Origin of the sequence: Halomonas ventosae, assembly GCF_004361885.1 — a bacterium.
In the GTDB taxonomy this organism is placed as follows: domain Bacteria; phylum Pseudomonadota; class Gammaproteobacteria; order Pseudomonadales; family Halomonadaceae; genus Halomonas; species Halomonas ventosae_C.
Genome location: NZ_SNWH01000005.1, coordinates 97,637 through 118,198, shown reverse-complemented (window position 1 = coordinate 118,198; position 20,562 = coordinate 97,637). Strand labels below are relative to the sequence as shown.

General features: G+C 65.3%; 20 protein-coding genes. 9 read left to right on the top strand and 11 right to left on the bottom strand.

From position 1 onward, the window contains the following. Nucleotides 1-16 precede the first annotated feature (16 nt). From DFO68_RS05880 to DFO68_RS15920, 6 genes are all read left to right on the top strand, one after another. The gene (locus DFO68_RS05880) at nucleotides 17-1,696 is read left to right on the top strand and encodes an ABC transporter permease (protein ID WP_133482814.1); all 1,680 of its coding nucleotides are present in this window, start codon (nucleotides 17-19) and stop codon (nucleotides 1,694-1,696) included. After that, the gene (locus DFO68_RS05875; RefSeq protein WP_208107363.1) at nucleotides 1,693-2,328 is read left to right on the top strand and encodes an ATP-binding cassette domain-containing protein; all 636 of its coding nucleotides are present in this window, start codon (nucleotides 1,693-1,695) and stop codon (nucleotides 2,326-2,328) included. The genes DFO68_RS05880 and DFO68_RS05875 overlap by 4 nt, the downstream gene beginning before the upstream one ends. Before the next feature lie 145 nt (nucleotides 2,329-2,473). After that, nucleotides 2,474-3,166, top strand: a complete 693-nt coding sequence (locus DFO68_RS05870; RefSeq protein WP_133482737.1) for a TIGR04283 family arsenosugar biosynthesis glycosyltransferase — start codon at nucleotides 2,474-2,476, stop codon at nucleotides 3,164-3,166. After that, nucleotides 3,156-3,782 (top strand): TIGR04282 family arsenosugar biosynthesis glycosyltransferase, encoded by a 627-nt coding sequence (locus DFO68_RS05865; RefSeq protein WP_133482736.1) that lies wholly within the window; start codon nucleotides 3,156-3,158, stop codon nucleotides 3,780-3,782. Before DFO68_RS05870 ends, DFO68_RS05865 begins: the two co-directional genes overlap by 11 nt. Nucleotides 3,783-4,171: 389 nt before the next feature. Beyond that, nucleotides 4,172-4,750 (top strand): sigma-70 family RNA polymerase sigma factor, encoded by a 579-nt coding sequence (locus DFO68_RS05860; protein WP_133482735.1) that lies wholly within the window; start codon nucleotides 4,172-4,174, stop codon nucleotides 4,748-4,750. Then, nucleotides 4,747-4,953 (top strand): zf-HC2 domain-containing protein, encoded by a 207-nt coding sequence (locus DFO68_RS15920; RefSeq protein ID WP_133482734.1) that lies wholly within the window; start codon nucleotides 4,747-4,749, stop codon nucleotides 4,951-4,953. The genes DFO68_RS05860 and DFO68_RS15920 overlap by 4 nt, the downstream gene beginning before the upstream one ends. A gap of 29 nt (nucleotides 4,954-4,982) precedes the next feature. Here DFO68_RS15920 and DFO68_RS05850 read toward each other — a convergent pair whose 3' ends face one another. The 5 genes from DFO68_RS05850 to DFO68_RS05830 all read right to left on the bottom strand — a co-directional run bounded on the left by DFO68_RS05850 (nucleotide 4,983) and on the right by DFO68_RS05830 (nucleotide 9,468). Then, on the bottom strand, nucleotides 4,983-5,441 hold the full coding sequence (locus DFO68_RS05850; RefSeq protein WP_243726432.1) for a DUF302 domain-containing protein: 459 nt from the start codon (nucleotides 5,439-5,441) through the stop codon (nucleotides 4,983-4,985). A gap of 61 nt (nucleotides 5,442-5,502) precedes the next feature. Then, on the bottom strand, nucleotides 5,503-5,988 hold the full coding sequence (locus tag DFO68_RS05845; RefSeq protein ID WP_133482733.1) for a DUF302 domain-containing protein: 486 nt from the start codon (nucleotides 5,986-5,988) through the stop codon (nucleotides 5,503-5,505). Continuing rightward, the gene (locus DFO68_RS05840) at nucleotides 5,988-6,563 is read right to left on the bottom strand and encodes a DinB family protein (RefSeq protein WP_166637530.1); all 576 of its coding nucleotides are present in this window, start codon (nucleotides 6,561-6,563) and stop codon (nucleotides 5,988-5,990) included. Before DFO68_RS05840 ends, DFO68_RS05845 begins: the two co-directional genes overlap by 1 nt. 116 nt (nucleotides 6,564-6,679) lie before the next feature. Beyond that, nucleotides 6,680-6,949 (bottom strand): hypothetical protein, encoded by a 270-nt coding sequence (locus tag DFO68_RS15470; protein ID WP_166637529.1) that lies wholly within the window; start codon nucleotides 6,947-6,949, stop codon nucleotides 6,680-6,682. 125 nt (nucleotides 6,950-7,074) lie between these two features. Next, entirely contained in the window at nucleotides 7,075-9,468 is a 2,394-nt protein-coding gene (locus tag DFO68_RS05830; RefSeq protein WP_133482731.1) for a PqqD family peptide modification chaperone, read from the bottom strand. A 157-nt stretch (nucleotides 9,469-9,625) separates the two neighbouring features. Between DFO68_RS05830 and DFO68_RS05825 the strand changes: the two genes are divergently transcribed. The 3 genes from DFO68_RS05825 (at nucleotide 9,626) to DFO68_RS05815 (ending at nucleotide 11,999) form a co-directional block, all read left to right on the top strand. Continuing rightward, a complete protein-coding gene (locus DFO68_RS05825; RefSeq protein ID WP_133482730.1) occupies nucleotides 9,626-10,216 on the top strand; it encodes a TetR/AcrR family transcriptional regulator in 591 nt (196 codons plus the stop codon). Nucleotides 10,217-10,321: 105 nt separating this feature from the next. Further along, on the top strand, nucleotides 10,322-10,891 hold the full coding sequence (locus DFO68_RS05820) for a carboxymuconolactone decarboxylase family protein (protein ID WP_133482729.1): 570 nt from the start codon (nucleotides 10,322-10,324) through the stop codon (nucleotides 10,889-10,891). Nucleotides 10,892-11,042: 151 nt separating this feature from the next. Beyond that, nucleotides 11,043-11,999, top strand: coding sequence for a sulfurtransferase (locus DFO68_RS05815; protein ID WP_133482728.1), 957 nt, complete (start codon nucleotides 11,043-11,045; stop codon nucleotides 11,997-11,999). A gap of 64 nt (nucleotides 12,000-12,063) precedes the next feature. On the opposite strand, the gene DFO68_RS05810 is transcribed toward DFO68_RS05815, so the two are convergent. The 6 genes from DFO68_RS05810 to DFO68_RS05785 form a co-directional block, all read right to left on the bottom strand. Further along, a complete protein-coding gene (locus tag DFO68_RS05810; protein ID WP_133482727.1) occupies nucleotides 12,064-12,747 on the bottom strand; it encodes a haloacid dehalogenase type II in 684 nt (227 codons plus the stop codon). An 81-nt stretch (nucleotides 12,748-12,828) separates the two neighbouring features. Next, a complete protein-coding gene (locus DFO68_RS05805; protein ID WP_133482726.1) occupies nucleotides 12,829-13,776 on the bottom strand; it encodes a cyclodeaminase in 948 nt (315 codons plus the stop codon). A 112-nt stretch (nucleotides 13,777-13,888) separates the two neighbouring features. Beyond that, nucleotides 13,889-14,881 carry a hydroxyectoine utilization dehydratase EutB gene (eutB, locus tag DFO68_RS05800; protein WP_133482725.1) on the bottom strand — a complete coding sequence of 331 codons (993 nt, stop codon included), beginning with the start codon at nucleotides 14,879-14,881 and terminating at the stop codon, nucleotides 13,889-13,891. A gap of 51 nt (nucleotides 14,882-14,932) precedes the next feature. Beyond that, nucleotides 14,933-16,414 (bottom strand): NAD-dependent succinate-semialdehyde dehydrogenase, encoded by a 1,482-nt coding sequence (locus DFO68_RS05795; RefSeq protein ID WP_133482724.1) that lies wholly within the window; start codon nucleotides 16,412-16,414, stop codon nucleotides 14,933-14,935. Between the two features lie 269 nt (nucleotides 16,415-16,683). Beyond that, complete coding sequence (locus DFO68_RS05790) at nucleotides 16,684-19,467, bottom strand: aminotransferase class I/II-fold pyridoxal phosphate-dependent enzyme (RefSeq protein WP_133482723.1); 2,784 nt, start codon at nucleotides 19,465-19,467, stop codon at nucleotides 16,684-16,686. A 52-nt stretch (nucleotides 19,468-19,519) separates the two neighbouring features. Continuing rightward, nucleotides 19,520-20,518, bottom strand: a complete 999-nt coding sequence (locus DFO68_RS05785; protein WP_243726431.1) for a C45 family autoproteolytic acyltransferase/hydolase — start codon at nucleotides 20,516-20,518, stop codon at nucleotides 19,520-19,522. Between the last annotated feature and the right edge of the window lie 44 nt (nucleotides 20,519-20,562).

Below are 20,562 nucleotides of genomic sequence, written 5' to 3'. Positions count from 1 at the left end.
CAAGGCGCGCGCGATGATGCTGCGCCTGGCGCCGATATTGATCGTGCTGCTGCTGGTCGCGCCGATCCTGGCCGGCCTAGCCATGGTGCTGCTGCCGGCCTTCGGCTACCTGCCGGCGCTGGGCGGGGAGAGCCTGACGCTCGCCCCCTGGCGGGCCCTGTTTGCCGAGCCCGGCATATGGCGCTCGGTCACCATCAGCCTCGCCAGCGGACTGCTCGCCACCGCCATCTCGCTGGCAGTGGTCTTGCTCTATCTGGCCGCCGCGACCGGCAGCCGGCTCGACCGATGGATTCGCCGACTGATCTCGCCACTACTCTCTCTTCCCCATGCCGCCGCGGCCTTCGGCCTGGCCTTTTTGATCGCCCCTTCAGGGCTGATCGCACGTCTCGCCTCGCCGGGGCTGACCGGCTGGCAGCGCCCGCCGGACCTGCTGATCGTCCACGATCCCTGGGGGCTGTCGCTCATCGCGGGGCTGGTGATCAAGGAGATTCCCTTCCTGCTGCTGATGAGCCTGGCGGCCCTGCCCCAGCTCGATCCCGAACGGCGAATCGCCATGGCCCGCTCACTGGGCTACCGCCCGACCCTGGCCTGGTGGAAAGTGGTCGCGCCATCGCTCTATCCGCTGATCCGGCTGCCGGTCTACGCGGTGATCGCCTTCGCCTCGTCGGTGGTGGATGTAGCGATGATCCTCGGCCCCACCCTGCCGCCAACGCTTGCCGTGTCGATACTCACCTGGTTCAGCGATCCGGATCTCGACAAGCGCTTCCTGGCCTCGGCCGGCGCGATCCTGCAGCTCGGTGTCACCGCCATGGCGCTGGCGATCTGGTGGGGGCTGGAGCAGGCCGCCAGGCGGCTGATGGGTCTCTGGATCGCCCACGGCGGACGGCGTCGAGGCGAGACGGGCCTGCATCTCGCCGGCAAGCTGTGGATCCTGCTGGCCACGGTGGTCGCCTTCGTCGGCATCGCCGGCCTGGCGATCCACTCGGTGGCCGGCTTCTGGCGCTTTCCCAACGCCCTGCCGCAGAGCTTCACCGCCACCCACTGGGCCCGGGCCCTGCCCTCGCTTGCCGGGCCACTCGCCTCGACGGCGCTGATCGCCCTGGCTTCGACACTGCTCGCCGTGACGCTGGCCCTGGCGGCACTCGAACACGAGCAGCGCAGCAGCCGACACCCCTCGCGGGCTCTGTGGCTGCTCTACCTGCCGCTGATCGTGCCGCAGGTCGCCTTCCTGTTCGGCCTGGTGGTAATGATGGAGCAGCTCGGCATGCGACCGACCCATGCACTGGTCGCCTTCGGCCACCTGCTGTTCGTGCTGCCCTACGTGTTCCTTTCACTCTCCGAGGCCTACCGGCGCTTCGATCCACGCTGGACGCGGCTGGCCCTGACGCTCGGGGCCTCGCGCAACGGGGCCTTCTGGCGGATACGCCTGCCGATGCTGCTGGCGCCGATCCTCACCGCCCTGGCCGTGGGGCTGGCGGTGAGTATCGGCCAGTACCTGCCCACCCAGCTGCTGGGGGCAGGACGCATCACCACCGTCACCACCGAGGCGGTCTCGCTGGCTGCCGGTGGCAACCGCCGGGTGATCGGCGTCTGGGCACTGATCCAGGCCAGCCTGCCGCTGGCGGGTTTCATCATCGCCATCGGCCTGCCTAGATTGCTATGGTCGAATCGCCGCGCCATGCAGGGAGCCCCATGAACGCCACCCATCGCCTCGAACTTCGTGACATCTGCCTCCAGCTGGGCGACCAGATACTGGTAAAGCTCGATGCCGAGATCGCTCCCGGCGAGGTCCTCACTGTCATGGGGCCATCCGGCTCGGGAAAGTCGACCCTGCTCGCCTACCTCGCCGGCTTCCTGGCCCCCGCGTTCCAGGCCCGCGGCCAGGTGCTGCTCGACGGCCGCGACATCAGCGGCCTGCCGGCCGAGCAGCGCGGCATCGGCCTACTGTTCCAGGACCCGCTGCTCTTTCCCCACCTGTCGGTGGGCGGCAACCTACGCTTCGGCATGCCCGGGGGCAGCGCCGACAAGACCGCGCGGGTCGAGCAGGCCTTGGCAAACATCGGCCTTGCCGGCTTCGGCGATCGGGACCCGGCCACCCTCTCCGGCGGCCAGAAGGCCCGAGTGGCGCTGATGCGCCTGCTGCTGTCGGCCCCTTGTGCAGTCCTGCTCGACGAGCCCTTCTCGAAGCTCGACACCCATCTGCGTCACGAGATGCGCCGGCGGGTGTTCGATCGCCTGCGCGAGGCCGGCCTGCCCAGCCTGCTGGTCACCCACGACGCTGAAGATGCCGAGGATGCCGGTGGGCGAGTGATCGAACTGTCCCACTGAGCCGCTGGGCCACGTCTCTTCCAGACACGCTCCCAGGCCGGCAAGGTCGCCGCCGCATAGCAAGGATCAGGCGTCATATCGGACCCAGAAGATCTCAACGGCGAGACGCGCATCAGGACATCAGGATATCAGGAGAAGCGCCGGCATGCCGGACACAGCGAGACTCAGCATCGTCATCCCGACCCTGAATGAAGCGGCCACCATCGAGAAGCTGCTGATCCCCCTTCGCCAGTGGCGACTCAACGCGGTGGAGACCGTAGTCGTGGACGGCGGTAGCCATGACGATACGCTGGCCCGGGCACGCCCCCTGGCATCAACGCTGATCGTCAGCGCGCCCAGCCGAGCCCGACAGATGAATGCCGGGGCTCGCGAGGCCCGCGGACATCACCTGCTGTTCCTGCATGCCGATACGCGCCTCCCGCGCGGCGCCGATCGATTGATTGCTTCGGCCCTTTCGAGCAAACAATGCTGGGGGCGCTTCGATGTGCGACTGGAAGGGAGGCATCCACTGCTGCCGGTGATCGCCACTGCCATGAATCTGCGCTCACGCCTGACGGGCATCGCCACCGGCGACCAGGGGCTGTTCATGACCCGGGAGGCCTTCGACGCCGCGGGCGGCTTTCCCGACCAGCCACTGATGGAGGACATCGAGATGTCCCGACGCCTCAAGCGACTCTCGCCACCGGCCTGCCTGAGAGAGAGGGTGACGACCTCGGGGCGGCGCTGGGAGCGAGAGGGTGCCTGGCGGACCCTGCTGCTGATGTGGCGGCTGCGCTGGCGCTACTGGCGAGGCGCGTCGGCCGATGAGCTGGCCCGAGTGTATCGCCATGTCCGCTGATGCTCACCACCGCTTTCCCCTGGCGATACTGGCCAAGGCACCGATTGCCGGGCGGGTGAAGACGCGCCTGATACCGGCGCTGGGCGCCGAGGGCGCCTGCCGGCTGCACGAGCGACTGCTGCGCCATGCGGTGGCTACCGCCCTTGCGGCGACCTCGCCACAGTGCCTCACCCTGTGGACGGCACTGGATCATTCCCACTCACTGTTCCGGGAACTGGCCAACCGGCATGACATCAGGCTTCACGCCCAGTCAGAAGGCGACCTGGGAGAGCGCATGTTCCAAGCCCTGCAGGCCATGGACGCACCGGGAGTGCTGATTGGCAGCGACTGCCCCGCGCTTACCCCGCCCCTGCTCCGGCGTTGCCAGGCTGCCCTGACGGACGCCGATGCCGTCTTCCTGCCAGCGGAGGATGGCGGCTATGCACTGGTCGGGGTCCGGCGAGCCGACCGCCGTCTCTTCACTGCCATCGACTGGGGCACGAACCGCGTCATGGCACAGACGCGCGAGCGCGCCGATGAGCTGGGCTGGCAGCTGGCCTGCCCCGCTCGTCTGTGGGATGTGGACCGCCCCGAGGATCTTGACCGACTGGCGAATCATTCCGACCTGCTCAGCTAGCCGGAAGGCTGGTATCGATGACATGGCCCGCCCGACCCATCTTTCGAGGTGGCAGTGCGTCTGGATATCGCCCCTACTCTTTCATGCAGGTTGCGATAAGTCTCCTGTCAATATCGGCTAAAGCTCACCAAGCAATCAGGGAATCCATGGGCATTTCCTTTCCAAAACACCCTCCTTCCTGCATCGAGTAACGCACAAGGCCCCAGGCAAATCAGGAGAGATTCTGATGTCATCGATACCATAATTCCTGCCGAAAACCTTGCGAACCCCGTAAGGAAATTTTGGCATGAACGACTCACTCGAGAGACCCTATATCCTGGCTGATGCCAACTGCTAGACTTTGCCTGAATCGGGTCCAAGCATCAGCACAGGGAACGAGGCTCTCCTAAATGAACGAAAAAGAAGATAGACTACAACGACTTACGGCTGTCAGGCCACGCCTGGTCTCCTTCGCCCTCATGCACTTGCGTGATCGAAGCCAGGCCGAGGATGCCGTACAGGAGGCCATGATGTCCGCCATCGAAAAGAGCGAAAACTTCGCCGGGCGATCCGGTTACGAGACCTGGGTCTTTGGCATCCTCAAGTACAAGATCCTCGACGCCATGCGCGTCCAGAAACGCCATGGACGATGGCAGCCTCTCGAGGATGAAGGCGATGACGACGCCATCGACCGACAGTTCCAGCGCGATGGCCGCTGGCAGGAGGACGCACGCCCATCTCGCTGGGGGGAGCCCGAGGCGACCTTCGAGAACGAACACTTCTGGAAGGTCTTCGATGCCTGCATGATCGCCCTGCCGGAAAATGCCGCCCGGGTATTTTCCTTGCGCGAGCTGATGGGGCTCTCCACCGCCGATATCTGCCACGAGCTGGACATCAAGGAGAACAACTGCTGGGTGATACTGCATCGCGCTCGGCTGCGACTCAGGGCCTGCATCGAGAAGGGCTGGCTTAAGGAGGACACGGCATGATGATGTGCAAGGAGGCGACCCGCCTGATGTCCCTCAGGCAGGACCGCCCTCTCACCTTCCAGGAACGTCTCTCCCTGAGGTTACACCTTTCCATGTGCAGCGCCTGCCGAGAGTGCGACAGACAGTTCACGCTGCTTCATGAAGCCGGCCGGCGATACCACCCCGAACATGATGACGCCGAGCAAGGCGATGACGGGCACTGAAGGCCCGTCAATCCCCCACAGAAGCGCTCTCACTGGCCTGCGGCAGCACTCGCCACGCCCTCCAGAACACCGGCGACCTTCTCCAGGGGCAGCTCACAGCCCTCGAGACCGTGACGCTCGGCCAGGTAGCGAGGGTCGTTCCACTCCAGGAGGACCGCCTCGTCGGTCTCTCGCACCACCATCTTCTGGGGCAGGTCCAGCGCCACGCTTCCCTGGCACTGCATCATCGGCGTGCCCACCTGCGGATTGCCGAAGATGAAGGTACGGGTCGCCGGTAACGAAAGCCCCACGCTCTGCGCATTGGCGGTGTGATCGACAACGGTCATCAGGGTCAGTCCCCTGCCCTCTATCGCCGCCCGCAGCCGCTGCTCGACGCGACCGATATCATCGCTCGATGCGAGATGCCGGATGCCGTGCGTTTCCGCCAGAACCGTCAGCGGCATGGCCACGAACAGGGCCATGGCCATCCCGGTCAGTGTCTTGCGCATGGTATCTCCCTCCTCATACACGGAACGCCAGATCGACCTTGGCGAGACGCCTCCATCAACACTACTTCGATTCCTCGGTGGCACGCTGTGCAATGGCGGCGAACAGGGCATCGAGTTCGCGGCCCACCGTTTCCAGTTCCTTGCCGGCCGCGTCCACATAGGGCTCGAGCAGATGAGTCGGCGTCTTCCAGGAGAGCGTGGCACTGCCGTCGTCATTTTCGGTGACATAGAAGCGCATGGGGGCCTCGATCATCGCCGGGACGCTCAGCCGCAGGATCCGTACCGCATAGTCATTGCGAAACACGCCGACGACCCGGTTGCCGGGGAGGGTGATCCCCCGATTCGCGGCGGCCTCGGTGGGCCCTGCCTCGGTGACCACGAACATGCCCTCGGCCTCGACCGCTTCCCTCAAGGCCTCCAGCAGGTCGTCGTAGGCAAGCGAGGTGGGCGTGACCTGCCAGCCCTGGTCAGGCCAATGGGGTTCCGCGCTCACGGGGGCCGCCACCATCAGCACCAGCAGCCAGGTCGCCAGTATCATGCGCGTCATCAGGCACTCCTCCGCGAGAATGACGCCTGCTCCTCTGGCGCCCGCTGCCAGTGGCGAAGCGTGGAGGGATGCACCCCGAATGTCTCGGGCAGATGGATACCCGACTGTTCGGCCAGCAGGGCAATGATAGCCATGTGATGAATGCTGTGACTGGTCAGGAAGGCAAGCTCACGGTCCAGGCTTGACGCCAGGGAGAGCCCCTCCTCATCCAGGGGATAGGCCAGGGTCAGCGCGGCCGAAGACGGCTCACCGCCCAGCACCGACAGCCTTGACTCGATGCCGGCCAGATGGCTTGCGGCTTGCTGCGGCCATTGCTCGAGGGCCTCGTCGCGTCGGCGCTGTTCGTAGTCGATGACCTCCCCTCCTCGCTCGAGCCCCACGAGGAGGGCATCGTAATGATCGATGATGTGACGCACATGCTTGCCCAGGGTGTGGCGCCCGTATTCGCCGAATGCCTGCTGATAGATGTCGGGTGAAAGGGAGGCGACCATGTCCTTCAGCTGGGAAAGGGTCATCAGGTTTTCCTCGACGAGACGCGCGGTGTCGGGAGACGGCCGGGGGTGAGGTGATGTCATGACGGATATCCTGTGAGTTCCGCTTCGGGTTACGTTAGGGGATCGCCGTGAGGCAGCAGAAGGGAAAAGCCAGGCCGCCACCGTGGTGGCGGCCTGGTCTCCCTCAGGGGGAGGGCTCATCCTTCGCCTTCGCCCTCGCCTTCTGCTTCACCCTCGCCTTCGGCTTCCGATTCCCCTTCGGCCTCGGCGCCACCCTCGGCGTGGGCCTCGGCAAGCATCAGGGGAGCCTCCTGGCCATTGGTATAGCCAAGTTCGGGGGACGTCTCGCCGGCCACGGCCTGGAAGGCCGCTCCGCTGGCGACCAGGGCGAGGACTGGTGCCGCATAGCCCAGCTGACGGCTGAGGCGACTCATCAGGCTACGGCGCTTCTCGTCTTGCAGTGTCATGATCATGATCTCCTTGATACAGATTGAGCGACATGCCGAACATGTCGTGTTGCCGTGACGCCGGCAAGGTGGCCGACATCTTCATCGGTGATGCCGGAAGGCATCACCATATGCTCGTGCTCCTGTCATCCTCTCGCCATGGTGGGACGAGTGACCGAGGGGGCGGAGTCTACCCGGGTGACCAGCCAATCGGTCAGTGACGCGGCATCCGGCGCCCCCGGGCCCACCTTCACCGCACTCAAGGCCAGGGTGGAGAGCCAGTCGCCGAGAACCATCACGCTCTGGGCATCCAGCGCCTGGCCATCAACGGTCAGGCAATTCGGCAGCAGGTCGCCAAGCGCCTCCAGCATGGCAACCGGGACAAGAGCCTGGTCAGCAGACGTCTTGGCCGGCAGCAGCATACCGCGGAGAGCCACGGCAGCGGGCAACCCGCTCGAGGCTCCGGCGACGCCCGGCAGGGGAAAGTCCAGGGGCTCGGCGATGCTCGGATCCGAGAGGTTCAGCCGTACGCCGCGGGTCAGCACGCCTCCCGTGGCCTCCCGCAGCCGCTGCAGCAGGGCGCGGCTCTCCTCCCCATCGGGGAGCAGACAGAGCACTCCGCTGCCCTGCGGCGTGATCAGCAGGCCAGCGTCGACGACCGGGCGGCCGGGCATCGCGGCCTGGCGAATCAGGTGCGATGTCAATACCGGACCCAGCTGCGCCAGCGTCAGCCGCGACGCCAGCAGCCGGTTATCGGTGGCCAGGGCATAGCCGCCGGACTCCTGCAGTACCGCCAGCCGCGGCAGCCGGCGCGCCGCCTCGGCGTCAAGCGGCGAGAGCCACTCGCCGAACCATGTCGCCAAGCGCGCCATGGCAGGGCTGCTGGCCACGTCCAGGGCCCAGTCACGGCCGTCCAGTTGGAGCCTCATGGCCCACCTCGACGACGACACTGACGTTGCCTCGTCATGGATCTCACCCTCTTCCGACGACGCTGCCGGTGCAGCGCCTTGCTGGCAGAGCAGGCCGGCACAGCACCAGTCGTGCAGGGTGTTCCACACATCACTACGCAGCGCCGAGAGCTGTGCCGGCACTCCCGCCTCGGCGCTGGCAAACGCCAGCTCATCGGCGATGGCATCGGGGTCCACTCCCTCGGTCGCCAGCAACCAGATCAGCGCCGCCGTGTCGTTGGGCCGGTAGTAGCGACCGCCGCGCGTGTCATAGAGGGCAAGACGCTCCTCGTCGACCAATTCCGCCACGTGGCGCCGCTGCAACCGCAGGGGCGGCAGGGGTCGCCCTGCCAGGGTCTCGGCCAGCTGCAGGTCGGCCGGAGTGGGCAAGGCGAAGTAGGGCAGGTAGCGTTCGGGCTCGACGGCCGGCAGCAGCCGCTGGAAGCCGCCGGCACGTGCCTGCTCGGCCGCTGCTTCGGCGGCCAGTTGCGCCGTGACGTCCGGCTCCTTGGCGGCAGTGCCAGCCTCGGACAGGGCCCGTCCGGGGAGATCGACCAGCGCCACCATGTCATGCACCAGCCCGCCCTTGACGGCCTCCTCGACGCGCCCCCCCGTCTCCGGAGCGGCACAGATGCCCAGCGAGGGGCTAAGGTTGCACTCCAGAATCCACGGCTTGAGGGTGTCGTCCACCAGGCAGTCGAGTCCCAGCAGCTCGTAGCAGCCGCGGGGGTCGGCGCCGGCCTCGGCGGTGCGAGCGCGCATGGCGTCCACGGCGGAGATCGTAGTCAGGGCCACCAGGTCCTCGATGCGCGCAAAGAGAGCCTCGTCGTCGTGCCCCTGATCTCTCAACCAGGCCCGGTATCGCTCCAGGTCGATGAACTCCACCGGCGCCTCGGCGTGGCTATTCAGGGCATTGATGTCCGGGTTGGTGAGTTGGCTGTAGGGGTTGTCGGCATCCTCGGGATCCCAGGGCTCCGAGGCCAGCTTGGCGAAGCCCTGGCGATAGAGATAGACGCGCAGCGGCGCAAGCGAGGTGATCAGCACATAGAGGCGCAGGACATACTTGTGGCCGCGAATGGTATGGGGATTGGCCAGATACTCCTGTACCAGCCAGTCCCGCGCGAGAGGCGCCTCGGCGACATCCTGCAGCACCTGCACACCCTTGCCCTTGGAGGCATTGGTGGGCTTGAGGATCCAGCGCTGCCCGGGGTCGGCCTGGGCGGCCTCCTGCAGCGCATGGTAGTCACCGGGCATCACGTAGGCTCGGGGAAAGAACGCCAGCCGCCGGACAAGGTCATGGTCGGCCCCATGGCTCTCCCGAATGCGCTCGCGAAGGGTGGCGAGGCTGTCATGGAGCCGGCTCTTGACGGTGAGCGCCGCATTGCCCGGGAAGTGGTTCATCTTGCGCGTCGGCGAGACACGCCGGAACTGCGCGGCATCCGGCATGCCGGTGATCCAGCCGGCGTCCCAATCGTGCTCGTCGCCGAGCTGCCAGCCCAGGGGTTCCAGGGCCTCACGGAAGAACCGGTCCTGCTCGGCGGCGCGCTTGCCGCCGAGCCAGAAGCGCCTTGTCGGCGAATGCTGCTCCGTCATGCTCGGGATCTCCTGTCGGCCATGGTGATCGTGGTGCCGATGGTCATGGTATCGGGTTGCTCTGTCGACGCTGCGACTCGCTCCTTACAGCGATAGCAAGTAAAGCGCGATCTGTCGTCCCTTGCATTATGGAACGATCGGTACTAAATTGGCCTACATGACACGCGGACGCCCCATCGCATTCAGCCCGGACGAGGCGGCCAACGCCGCCATGCAGGTCTTCTGGGCACGAGGCTACGAGAGCGCCTCGACTCGCGACCTGCTCGAGGCCATGCGCCTCTCGCGCAGCAGCCTCTATCAGGCCTTCGGCAACAAGGAGCAACTGTTCCTCGAGGCCCTGAGGCGCTATCGCGAGTCCTTGTTGGCACGTCTGGAGCGTCGACTGGAGGCCGCCCCCTCGGCCATGGGTTTCCTCGAGATGCTGTTTTGCGAGACAGCCCAGGAAGCCGGCAGCGAGCGCGCGGCGCTGGGCTGTCTGATCTTCAACTCCGCCAGCGAGCTCGGCCAGCAGGATGGCCTGCCCTCGCAGCATGCCCGCCAGAGCATCGTCGCCATCACGGCACTGTTCCAGCAGGCGGTCATGCGGGGCCAGGCGGAGGGTGACATCGCCCCGAAACGGAATGCAGCGGCCCTGGCCAGCTACCTGACGATGGGCATGGCCGGGCTCAGAACCCTGTTGAAGAGCGGGGCGACTACCGACCAGGCCAGTCAGGCGGTAGAACTGCTCCTGGACGGCCTGCGACGCTGATGAATTGTTTTTCTTGCCATTTATGGAATGATCGTTCCATAAATGGCACAACAGCAGACCCCCACGACCATGAAAGACCCCACGACCATGAAGGAGGCACACACCATGTCCGCCGATTATCAGATGCAACTTCCCCCCCAGACCCTCGACAACGCCGATGCCAAGGCGAAGCCGCTGCTCGAGCAGGCCAACCAGGCACTGGGTTTCGTGCCCAACATGTATGAGAGCATGGCCAAGGCACCGGGCGTGCTGAGCACCTACCTGCACGGCTATGAACTGTTCCGCAACGATTCAGGCTTCGCGCCGCCCGAGCAGGAGGTGGTCTTCCTGACCATCAGCCGACTCAACGGCTGCGGCTACTGCATGTCTGCTCACAGCATGCTGGCCGACAAGATGTCCCAGGTTCCTGCCGACGTGCTGGAAGCAATTCGCAACGGCCAGCCGATTCCCGACGAACGCCTCGCGGCCCTCGCCGAGTTTACCAAGGTGATGTTCGAGACCCGGGGCATGCCCAGCAAGGCGGACGTCAAGGCGTTCCTGGATGCCGGCTTCGAGGAGCAGCAGGTGCTGCAGATCGTGCTGGCCCTGGCGGTCAAGACGCTCTCCAACTACTCCAACCACGTCAACCACCCGGAACTCGACGAGGCCTTCGCCGACTATGCCTGGAAAGGCTGAGCGTACTCCCTCTCATAGCGGCACCGGATATAACGGCGCCGTTTTTATGCGGCAAGGGAATAATTGGGTCAAAAAGGGTTCTTGTCGTCAGATTGCCCTGTGGGGAGGGCACGCCTAGCATCGTGTCATCCCTGATGATGGAGGACACCCCATGAAACGTAGTCTGTTACTCGCCGCTGGCACCCTGGCCCTGGCCGGCCCGGTCCATGCCCAGCATCCCGCTCCGCTGGTCGAGGCTGCGTGGCTCGACCAGCAGTTGGACAGCGACAACCTGGTCATACTTGACGTACGCTCCGCCATCGATGACGGCGGCGACCGAGCGAGCTTCGAGGCGGCTCATATCCCCGGCAGCCGCTACAGCAACTACACCGATGCCGGCTGGCGCGAGGCTCGCCACGGAGTGGCCGGCCTGATGCCCGGCGTCGACGACCTCGAAGCCCTGATCGGCGGCCTGGGCATCGACAATGACGACACCGTGGTGGTGGTTCCGGCCGGCACGGGCCCCACCGACTTCGGCAGCGCCACCCGGGTTTACTGGACCTTCAAGGCCCTGGGCCATGACGAGGTCACCATTCTCAACGGCGGTTTCGCCGGCTGGGAGCAGCAGGGCTTCGAGGTCGCCTCCGGCACCCCCGACGCGCCCGAGGCCACGGACTTCTCAGGCTCCCTGCAGGAGCAGCTGCTGGCGACCACCGCGGAGGTCGAAGCGGCCCTCGACGCCGGCGAACCGCTGGTGGATGCCCGCCCGCCGGCCTTCTACAGAGGCGAGATAAAATCACCTGCCGCCCGCGTGCCCGGCACCATTCCCGGCTCGGTGAACCTGCCCCATGATGGCAGCTTCGCGGAGCGCGACGGGGCCTACTACCTGCAGCCAGACTCGCTGATGGCCCGCATCGACGAACTCGATCTCGACCGCGAGGCACCCGCCGTGGTCTTCTGCAATACTGGCCACTGGGCCGCCAGCGGTTGGTTCCAGCTCAGCGAGATCGGCGGACTGAAGAACGCTACCATGTACGACGGCTCCATGGCCGCCTGGACCCGTGATGACGATCACCTGGTGCAGCTGGCCGAGCGAGGCATCGTCAGCGTCGGCAAGCTAGCCGAGTAGTCTTGCGGCCTAAAGCCCTTACCACGACGCCCCGCGGTCAACCGCGGGGCGTCGCTTGTCGTTGCTAGCTCAGCCGTTCGGCGAGGGTATCGAGGTCGGGAACCGTGATGTCCGGCTCGACTCCCCAGGGGTCGAAGGGGGTATCCGGGGTACGACGCACCCAGGCGGCATGCAGGCCGGCATGGCGGGCGCCGATAACGTCGAAAGGATTGCTGGAGATCAGCCAGGTATCGCCGGGCTCGCTTTCCAGCCGATAGCGAAGATGGGCATAGACCGCGGGGTCGGGCTTGAAGCGCTTGATCTCGTCAACGCTGACCACCGTCTCGAAGCGCTCGAGGATCCCGGCCTGCTTCAACAGCCCCTCAACCGCCTCCCGGCTGCCGTTGGAGAAGGCCACGCAGCGGATCCCTGCCTCGGCGAGGCGATCCAGGGCGGTCGATACATCGCCAAAGGCCGGCAGCCGGGTGTAGACACCCATCAGGTGTTCCTTGTCGGTCTCCGAGAAGCGTGTGTGCAGGGCACGGTCGGTGAACTCCAGCGCCTCGCGCGTGCAGTGGGAAAAATCCACGTAGGCCCCCATCAGGCCGCGGCGGAAGCTGTACTCCAGCTGCTTGTCCCGCCAGCGCCGCGAGAACGCCGGGGCCAGGTCCGAACGGTCCTGCCCGGCGAGGCGCAGCTCGAGCTCGGCGACCACGCCATGAGTGTCGATCAGGGTTCCGTAGACATCGAAGGCCAGTACCTTTGTCATTCCCTTGTTCCTCTTATTGGTGAAAGTTCCTAGCCTGCGCCAGCCGCCGCGCCGCGACAAGTCGAGCGGCAGTAGAAAGGCTCAGCCGGACAGCAGCCGCGACAAGGCAAAGCTGGCGATGGCGGTATCCTGAACGCCGAGGCCGGTGAGATCGCACACCGTCAGGGTATCGTCCGTCAGGCGCAGGCGCTGCCCCTCGGCGATCACACGGCCCAGCTCGTGGACCTTGAAGGGCACTTCCCCGCCCGCGAAGGCCTTGAGCTCACCGTTGTTCTCGCTCTGGCTCCGGCTATCACAGACGAAGGCATCGGCGCGGGTCAGCACCGAGGCATCCAGTTCGCGCTTCTCCGGACTGTCCGAGCCCATGGCGGTGACATGCACGCCAACGGGCAGGTCTCGGGCCTCCAGCAGCGGCGTGCGCGACGGAGTAGCGGTAATGATGATATCCGCGGAGGCACAAGCCTCGGCCATGTCGTCATGGACGTTCACCGCCAGCCCCGTGGCACGCATCCGTTCGGCGTAGGCCTGGGCGGCCTCGCGACGTCGTGCCCAGACATCCAGGGTATCGAGATCGCGGACCAGGCGCAGCGCCTGTACCTGACGTTCGGCCTGCTCACCGGCGCCCAGTACCGTGACCCGATGACTGGTCTCCCGGGACAGGTGCTTGGCGGCGATAGCGCCGGCCAGCGCCGTGCGCACCATGGTCAGATACCCCTCATCGAAGAGTACCGCCTCGACCAGGCCTGTCCTGGCGGAGAAAGCCAGCATCAGACCGTTGAGACTCGGCAGGCCAAGCTGCGGATTATCGAAGAAGCCTGAGCTGACCTTGATGGCGAAGCGCTCGGCCCCCCGGATATGGGCGGTCTTGACGTCCACCTCGCCGTTGGCCTCCTCAATGGCCATGGACAGGATCGGCGGCTGCACCACCTCGCCGCGTCCCAGGGCGGCGAAGCCCGCCTCCACTGCGCGGAGTGCCGCCTGGTCGATACCGACAGTCCGTTCGATGGCATCGCGATGGTAAACCTGCATGGGGAACCTCCAAAGGCAAGTGGCAAGGAGCAAGTGACACAGAGCATTCCGCCCCTTTCTACTTTTTATTGGTGCTTTGGGACTTTCGATTTGCTCTCTACATCTTTGCCCTCTATCGTCCCGCCAGGGCGCGAGCCCGATCAAGCGTCGAAAGCGAGACCGCGTTGCCGGAGAGGATCAGCGCCACCCGCTGACCACGCACGTCCAGACCATGCTCCTCGATGGCCGCCAGGCCCACGGCGGCGGCGCCCTCCACCAGGCGCTTCTCCTCCGCAAGGATATCGACCATGGCCGCGGCGATGGCACGCTCGGATACTTGGAAATGGTCATCCATCACCTTGCGTACTAGAGAAAAGGTACAACGGTTGTTACGGCCGATGCCACCGCCCAGCGAGTCTGCCAGGCTCTCGACCTCCTCGACTGTCACGGGATGACCGGCCTTGAGGCTCTCCCACATGGCCGCACCACGCGACAGGCTCACCCCGGTGATCCGGCAGCTGGGGCGAATCGCCTTCGTGGCCGCCCCGATACCGCCCAGCAGGCCGCCTCCGGAGAGGCCGATGATGACCTGGTCCAGGTCCGGGCAGTCCTCCATGAGCTCGAGGCCGATGGTCCCCTGCCCAGCCACGATCCACGGCTCGTCGAAAGGCGGGATCAGTGTCATGCCATGCTGGTTCACCAGTCGTTCGACTTCGGTGAAGGCCTCGTCCTGGCTGGCGCCGACACGCCTGACCTCGGCGCCTAGCGCCTCGATGGCGGCGACCTTATTAGCCGGTACCAGCCGCGATACGCAGATCACCGCCGGCACGTCCAGACGCGCGGCGGCATGCGCCACCGCGCGGCCGTGATTGCCAGTGGAGGCCGTCACCACCCCGGCTGCCAATGCCTTGCGGCCGCGCTGATCGATCAGCGCGGCGAGCATGTTGGTGGCGCCGCGCAGCTTGAAGGCGCCGGTGGGCTGGCAGGTCTCCACCTTGAGCCGGATATCGGCATCGAAGCGAGCCGAGAGCGCCGCCGAGCACACCAGCGGCGTGCGCACCACTTTGCCGGCGATGCGCCGGCGCGCCTGGTAGATCGCCTCCAGAGAGACATCGTGCTCGTGCATTCTCTCCTCCATGCCATCTGAAGGTCGCTCCCACAAGGCCCAGGCTATCGTTCAGCTGCCGGAGACCGAGCCGAGGGCGCCCAGGCAGTAGTACTTGGTCTCCAGGTACTCGTCGATGCCGGTCACCCCACCCTCGCGGCCGAGGCCGGAGTGCTTGACACCACCAAAGGGCACGGGCGGCCCGGTCATCTTCACCGAGTTCACCGCGACCATGCCGAACTCCAGCGCACGCAGAACCTTCCAGATGCGGCGAATGTCATGGGTATAGAGATAAGCCGCCAGGCCGTACTCGGTGTCGTTGGCCATCTCGATGACCTGGTCATCGTCGGCGTAGGCGGTGATGCCGGCCACCGGGGCAAAGCTCTCCTCGTGCCAGATCTTCATGTCGTGGGTCACGCCCGTCAGCAGTACCGGCATGAAGAAGTTCTCGCCCGGCGCCTGGCTCTGATCGCCGGCCACCAGGGTAGCCCCCTTGGAGATGGCGTCGTCGACGATGGCCGCGGCCTTCTCCACCGCCTGGCGATGGATCAGCGGACCCAGGTCGATCTCGCCCTCCAGGCCGTTGCCCACGGTCAGCGCGGCCATGCGCTCGGCGAAGTGCTCGACGAAGGCGTCATGGATCGACTCGTGGACCAGGATACGGTCCGCGGCGAGGCAGTCCTGACCGGCGGTCTGGAACTTGGCCGCCACCGCGGCGAAGGCCGCCTCCTTGGGGTTCATGTCTGGGCCGACGATAAAAGGCGCGTTGCCGCCCAGCTCCAGCGAAACGCGCTTGACGGTATTGGCACACTGCTCCAGCAATAGTCGGCCAACCCGAGTCGAGCCGGTGAAGGAGAGTGCCTTGACCCGATCCTCGGCGCACAGGATCTTCGACACCTCGGCAGGCTCGCCCAGCACTACGTTGAACACCCCGGCCGGGATGCCGGCGCGCTCGGCGAGCTCCGCCAGCGCCAGCGCTGAGAACGGTGTCTCGCCGGCCGGCTTGACGATCACCGGGCAGCCGGCGGCCATGGCGGCGGCGGCCTTGCGGGTGATCATCGCCAGCGGGAAATTCCATGGGGTGATCAGCGCGGCGATGCCCACCGGCTCCTTGATGGTGCCCAGCGCCGCGTTGGGGATGTGGCTGGGGATGGTCTCGCCGAAGGTGCGCTTGCCCTCCTCGGCGAACCAGCGCACGAAGCTCGCGCCATACTCCACCTCGCCGCGGGCGTCGGGCAGCGGCTTGCCCTGCTCGAGGGTCATCAGGATGGCAAGATCCTCGCGATGAGCCTGCAGCAGGTCGTACCAGGCCAGCAGCCGCTCGCAACGCTCGTCGGCGCGCAGGGCGCGCCAGCGCCTGAAGGCGACCTCGGCGGCATCTACCGCAGCGGTGATCTGGTGCGGCTCCAGCCAGGGAATATGCCCCAGCGTCTCGCCGGTGGCCGGATTGAGCACGGCCTCCTCGCGCCCGCCCTCGCCATGGGTCCACTTGCCGTCGACGTAGGCATATTGACGCAACAGAAGTGGATCGCTGAGCTTGCTGGACAGTGTCATGTGATACCTCCCTGCACCGAGAAAAAAGAAAAACAGTCGAGCCACCGGGGGGTGATCTTCCAGGCGGCTGCTTGGTATCAAGGATAAGGGATCTGGCAGGACGGGACTTTTTGTTTACCCGCAGCAGAAGGCCCAGGATTTTTTGTCCTGAGCCGTAAAGGTGCGGTTTTTTCTGTGGGCCGGCGCAGGAACAGCGAGGGACACCCTCCCGTCCGGTTGTGCAACGCCGCGTGTCCCTGACGAAGGGACACGCGGTTGTCGAGCGACGTTCAGCCCGCCGGGGGGTTGCGCAGCGCCTCCTCGGTGAACACCAGCAGGCCGAGTTCCGGTCGATAGCCATGAATCTCGGTGACGTCCAGGGCCTGCAGGAAGTAGAGGATCTCTTCGCTGACCACCTGCCCCGGGACCAGCACCGGGAAGCCCGGCGGGTAGGGAATCACGAAGCTCGCCGAGACCACGTCGCGGCCGCTGCGCATCTGGGCCTGGAGTTCGCCGTTGTCGAAACGCAGGTACTCGGTGTTCTCGTCGTCGTAGCTGAGGAAATAGGCCTGGCGGATATCCCCCTCGGGGGTGTTACCGCCGGCGTCGGGCCTGAAGGCGTCGTGGAAGCGACTGAAGTCCGGCAGCGGCGGCAGCTCCTTGGTCAGCGAGTGGACCCGGTTCTCGATGATCTTGCGCTCCGGCCGGCTGCTCTCCTCCCAGCGATCCTCGAACTCCTTGGCCAGCTTGATCAACACGTCGAGCAGGTAGGCGATGGACCCCCGGGTGGTGCCGATGTTGGTCATGAACAGCACGGTGTTGCGTGAGGTCTTGTTGATCTGGATGCCGTACTTGTTCATCAGGTATTCGTTCTTGAAGGTATCACCGTCGATGCCCGTGGCGCCGATGGCGATGGTGATGCGGCTGGGGTCGACGACGAACTCGTCGTTGGCCCAGGCCTCCTCCATCTTGTTCCAGCCCGTGACCGGATCATAGAAGGTATCGACCCCCGACTGCCGATACTCCAGCGGCACCATGTCCTGGTTGACCAGCACCCGGAAATACTTCTGCAGCAGCGGATGGCTGTAGAGCTGCTCGCGCAGCGACATGGCGGCCTCAACCTGGGCATGCACTAGCTCGAACCCTTCCATCTCCGCCTGCATGCGACCCACGTCCAGCGAGGCGATGATCTGGTAATTGGGCGAGGTCGAAGTATGCGTCATATAGGCCTCGTGGAACGGCGCCTCGACCTTCTGGCGATAGTCCTGGTCCCAAACGTGGATCATCGAGCCCTGACGCAGCGAGGTCAGGGTCTTGTGGGTGGAGTGGGTGGCATAGGCGCGGATGCGCACCGCCTCGGGGTCGGGCAGCAGGGGCCGGTCGAGCCAGGTCGCATCATCATCGGGGTCGAGGGCGTCGAACGCCGCCTTCCAGGCCGCGTATTCCTCGCGGTAGGCCTCGCTGCGATAGCGGTCACGCAGGGTGCGTGCGGCATGCATGGCGGTACGCGGGCGGTAGGTAGGGTTGAAACCGGCGAAGGCGAACCACGCCTCGTCCCACAGGAACACCAGGTCGGGCTTGATCGCCAGGCACTCTTCCATCACCCGGCGCACGTTGTAGACCACTCCGTCGAAGGTACAGTTGGTCAGCAGCAGCATCTTGACCTTGTGCAGCTGACCCGTACGCTTGTAGCCGAGCAGCGTCTTCTTGATCTCCTTGAGCGGCACCGCGCCGTACATCGAGTAGTCGTCGAGCGGGTAGGAATCGAGGTAGCTGACATGGGCCCCGGCCAGCACCATGCCATAGTGGTGCGACTTGTGGCAGTCGCGGTCGATCAGCACGATGTCGCGCGGCTTGATCAAGGCCTGCACCACGATCTTGTTGGCGGTGGAGGTGCCGTTGGTGACGAAGAAGCTCTGCCGTGCACCGAAGGCGCGGGCGGCATACTCCTGGGCCTTCTTGATCGGGCCGTAGGGCTGCAGCAGCGAGTCGAGGCCGCCGGAGGTGGCCGAGGTTTCGGCGAGGAAGATGTTGATGCCGTAGAAGTCGATCATCTGCCCGGCCCAGTGAGAACGGGTGATCGACTTGCCCCGCGAGATGGGCATGGCATGGAAGACGCCGGTGGGCTTCTTGCTGTACTCGCGCAGCGCATCGAAGAAGGGCGTGCGATAGCGGTTGTCGATGGCACGCAGGATGGTGTGGTGCTGCTCGATGTAGTCCGTCTCGCGATAGAAGATACGCTTGAAGTGACGGATATCACGACTCGCCGTGGCCTCCACTTCGCCGCTGGTGACCAGGAACTGGTCGATCTCGGGACGCAGCTCGTGAATCATAGTGCTCAGCAGGATGCTGCGCTCGGCCTCGGATTGGTGCTCCAGGGACTGCTCGGAGATCCCCTCGAGGTAGCTGCGCAGGGCGCTGAGATTGTACTTCGACTTGTAGGGGAACTCGTAGCGGATCAGGCAGGCCTGGATGTTGGGATTGACCAGCACCGCGATCAGCGCATCCTCGAAGCTGCGCACCGTGACCACGTCGTAGACGAAGCGGTCCTCGGGGCGACGCATGTTGTAGAAAGCCTCGCGGACCACCTCCTCCTCCGGGGTCGAGAGGTTGTCGACGATCAGCAGCTCGAAGTAGGGCTGGGCCGAGCTGTTCGATGCCGGGTGCCCACGGCGCAGCTGTGCCAGGGCGTCGAGGGTTTCGAGGTCCTCGGCGTCGGCGTCGGTTTCGCTGAGATCCACATGGCGACGGCGATAGGATTCACTGATCAGCGCCCGCACCAGGCGCTTGACCACCTTATCCAGCAGGCTGTACTCCGCCCGGTTGAACAGTGACCAGAGGTGGCGGAAGTCCTCCTTGGAAGGGAAGGCGTGGTAGTCCTCGATGATCTCCAGCCGCGTCAGCTTGATGTCGATCGCCTTGATCAGGTTCTTGACCCGAGCGTCTTCGCGCTGGCGCGTCAGTTGTCCAAGGTCATGCTTTAGGGCATTCCAGGTGTCGGCACGCAGCTGGGTGATCTTGTGGTAGAACCCCAAGGCCGTATAGGGCGTTTCGGTATGGCTCGTCTCTTGCATGGCAACACCCATCCTTGCTTTTGTTATCGAGGCGATCACTCGGTAAACCGCCTTAGCCGCTGTGCAGCACGCCGGTGCCGTAGCGTACGGTGATGCGCTCCTCGAGGAAGTCGTCAAAGCTCACATTCAAGTTCATGCCCGGCCAGTGGTACTGGGCGCCCCCCGACCGGGGACGGTAGACCGCGGTATAGACCGTTCCCAGGCCCCGCCGATAGTCGTGGCGAAACAGCGGCGGCGAGGCGAAGGCGGCGATCAGCCGCTGCTCGGTGGTAGCCTCGTCATCCACCAGAATCGACAGCTGACGCTCGCGGATCAGAGTCTCCGAGGCCAGGGCGTGGGCATACCATTCGATGCGTTTCTGGTGGTTGGTGGCCACCGGCACCCGGCGGATGATGGCACGGTGATCCGGGCCGATCATCGCCGTCACGTAGCGACCGGCGGCATCGGCCACGGTGATGTTGTAGGCCATGTGGGTGGGCACACGAGACAGAACGTCTGCCGCCTCGGGCACGCTATCGCAGAACTCCAGTAGGTAGCGCAGGATGATCGGAGCGCCAAAGCCCACTCCCACCGCCTTGCGGCCACCGAAGGCCAGCGACACGGCGAGCCCGCGGTCGTTCATTCCGTCGAGCACCCCCCACAGGCAGTCGGACATGGCGATCACCCGACGCTCATTCCAGTGCGTGTAGAGGATCGTCCCTTCGCAAAGCTCCGGTGGATAATCGTAGTTGCGCACCAGTAGCGTGGAAGTGGGGCGGGCAAGCACCGCCTGGGAACAGCCCGTGATGTAGGGTGGTGGCTGGTAGAGGCTCAGAAACCGGGCTGACAGGTCACCGCCGCCGGCCAGATCACAGAGGGTTCGATACGTATCGAGCAGCTCCGGCATGTACTGACGCACGGCGTTGTAGCAGGCCAGGTACCCGGGTCGCTCGCGTTCACCCTCGCTGAGATACCACTGCACGTAGGCCGGCCAGTGGTACTCGAACAGCCCCTGCCATTTGGCGCCGGCCGTAGCTTCGCGCACGGTGCGAAAATCGAGCATCTTGTCCATGTCGGGTACAGGTACCTCCCGGGCCGAAGGTAAAACGGTCCCGG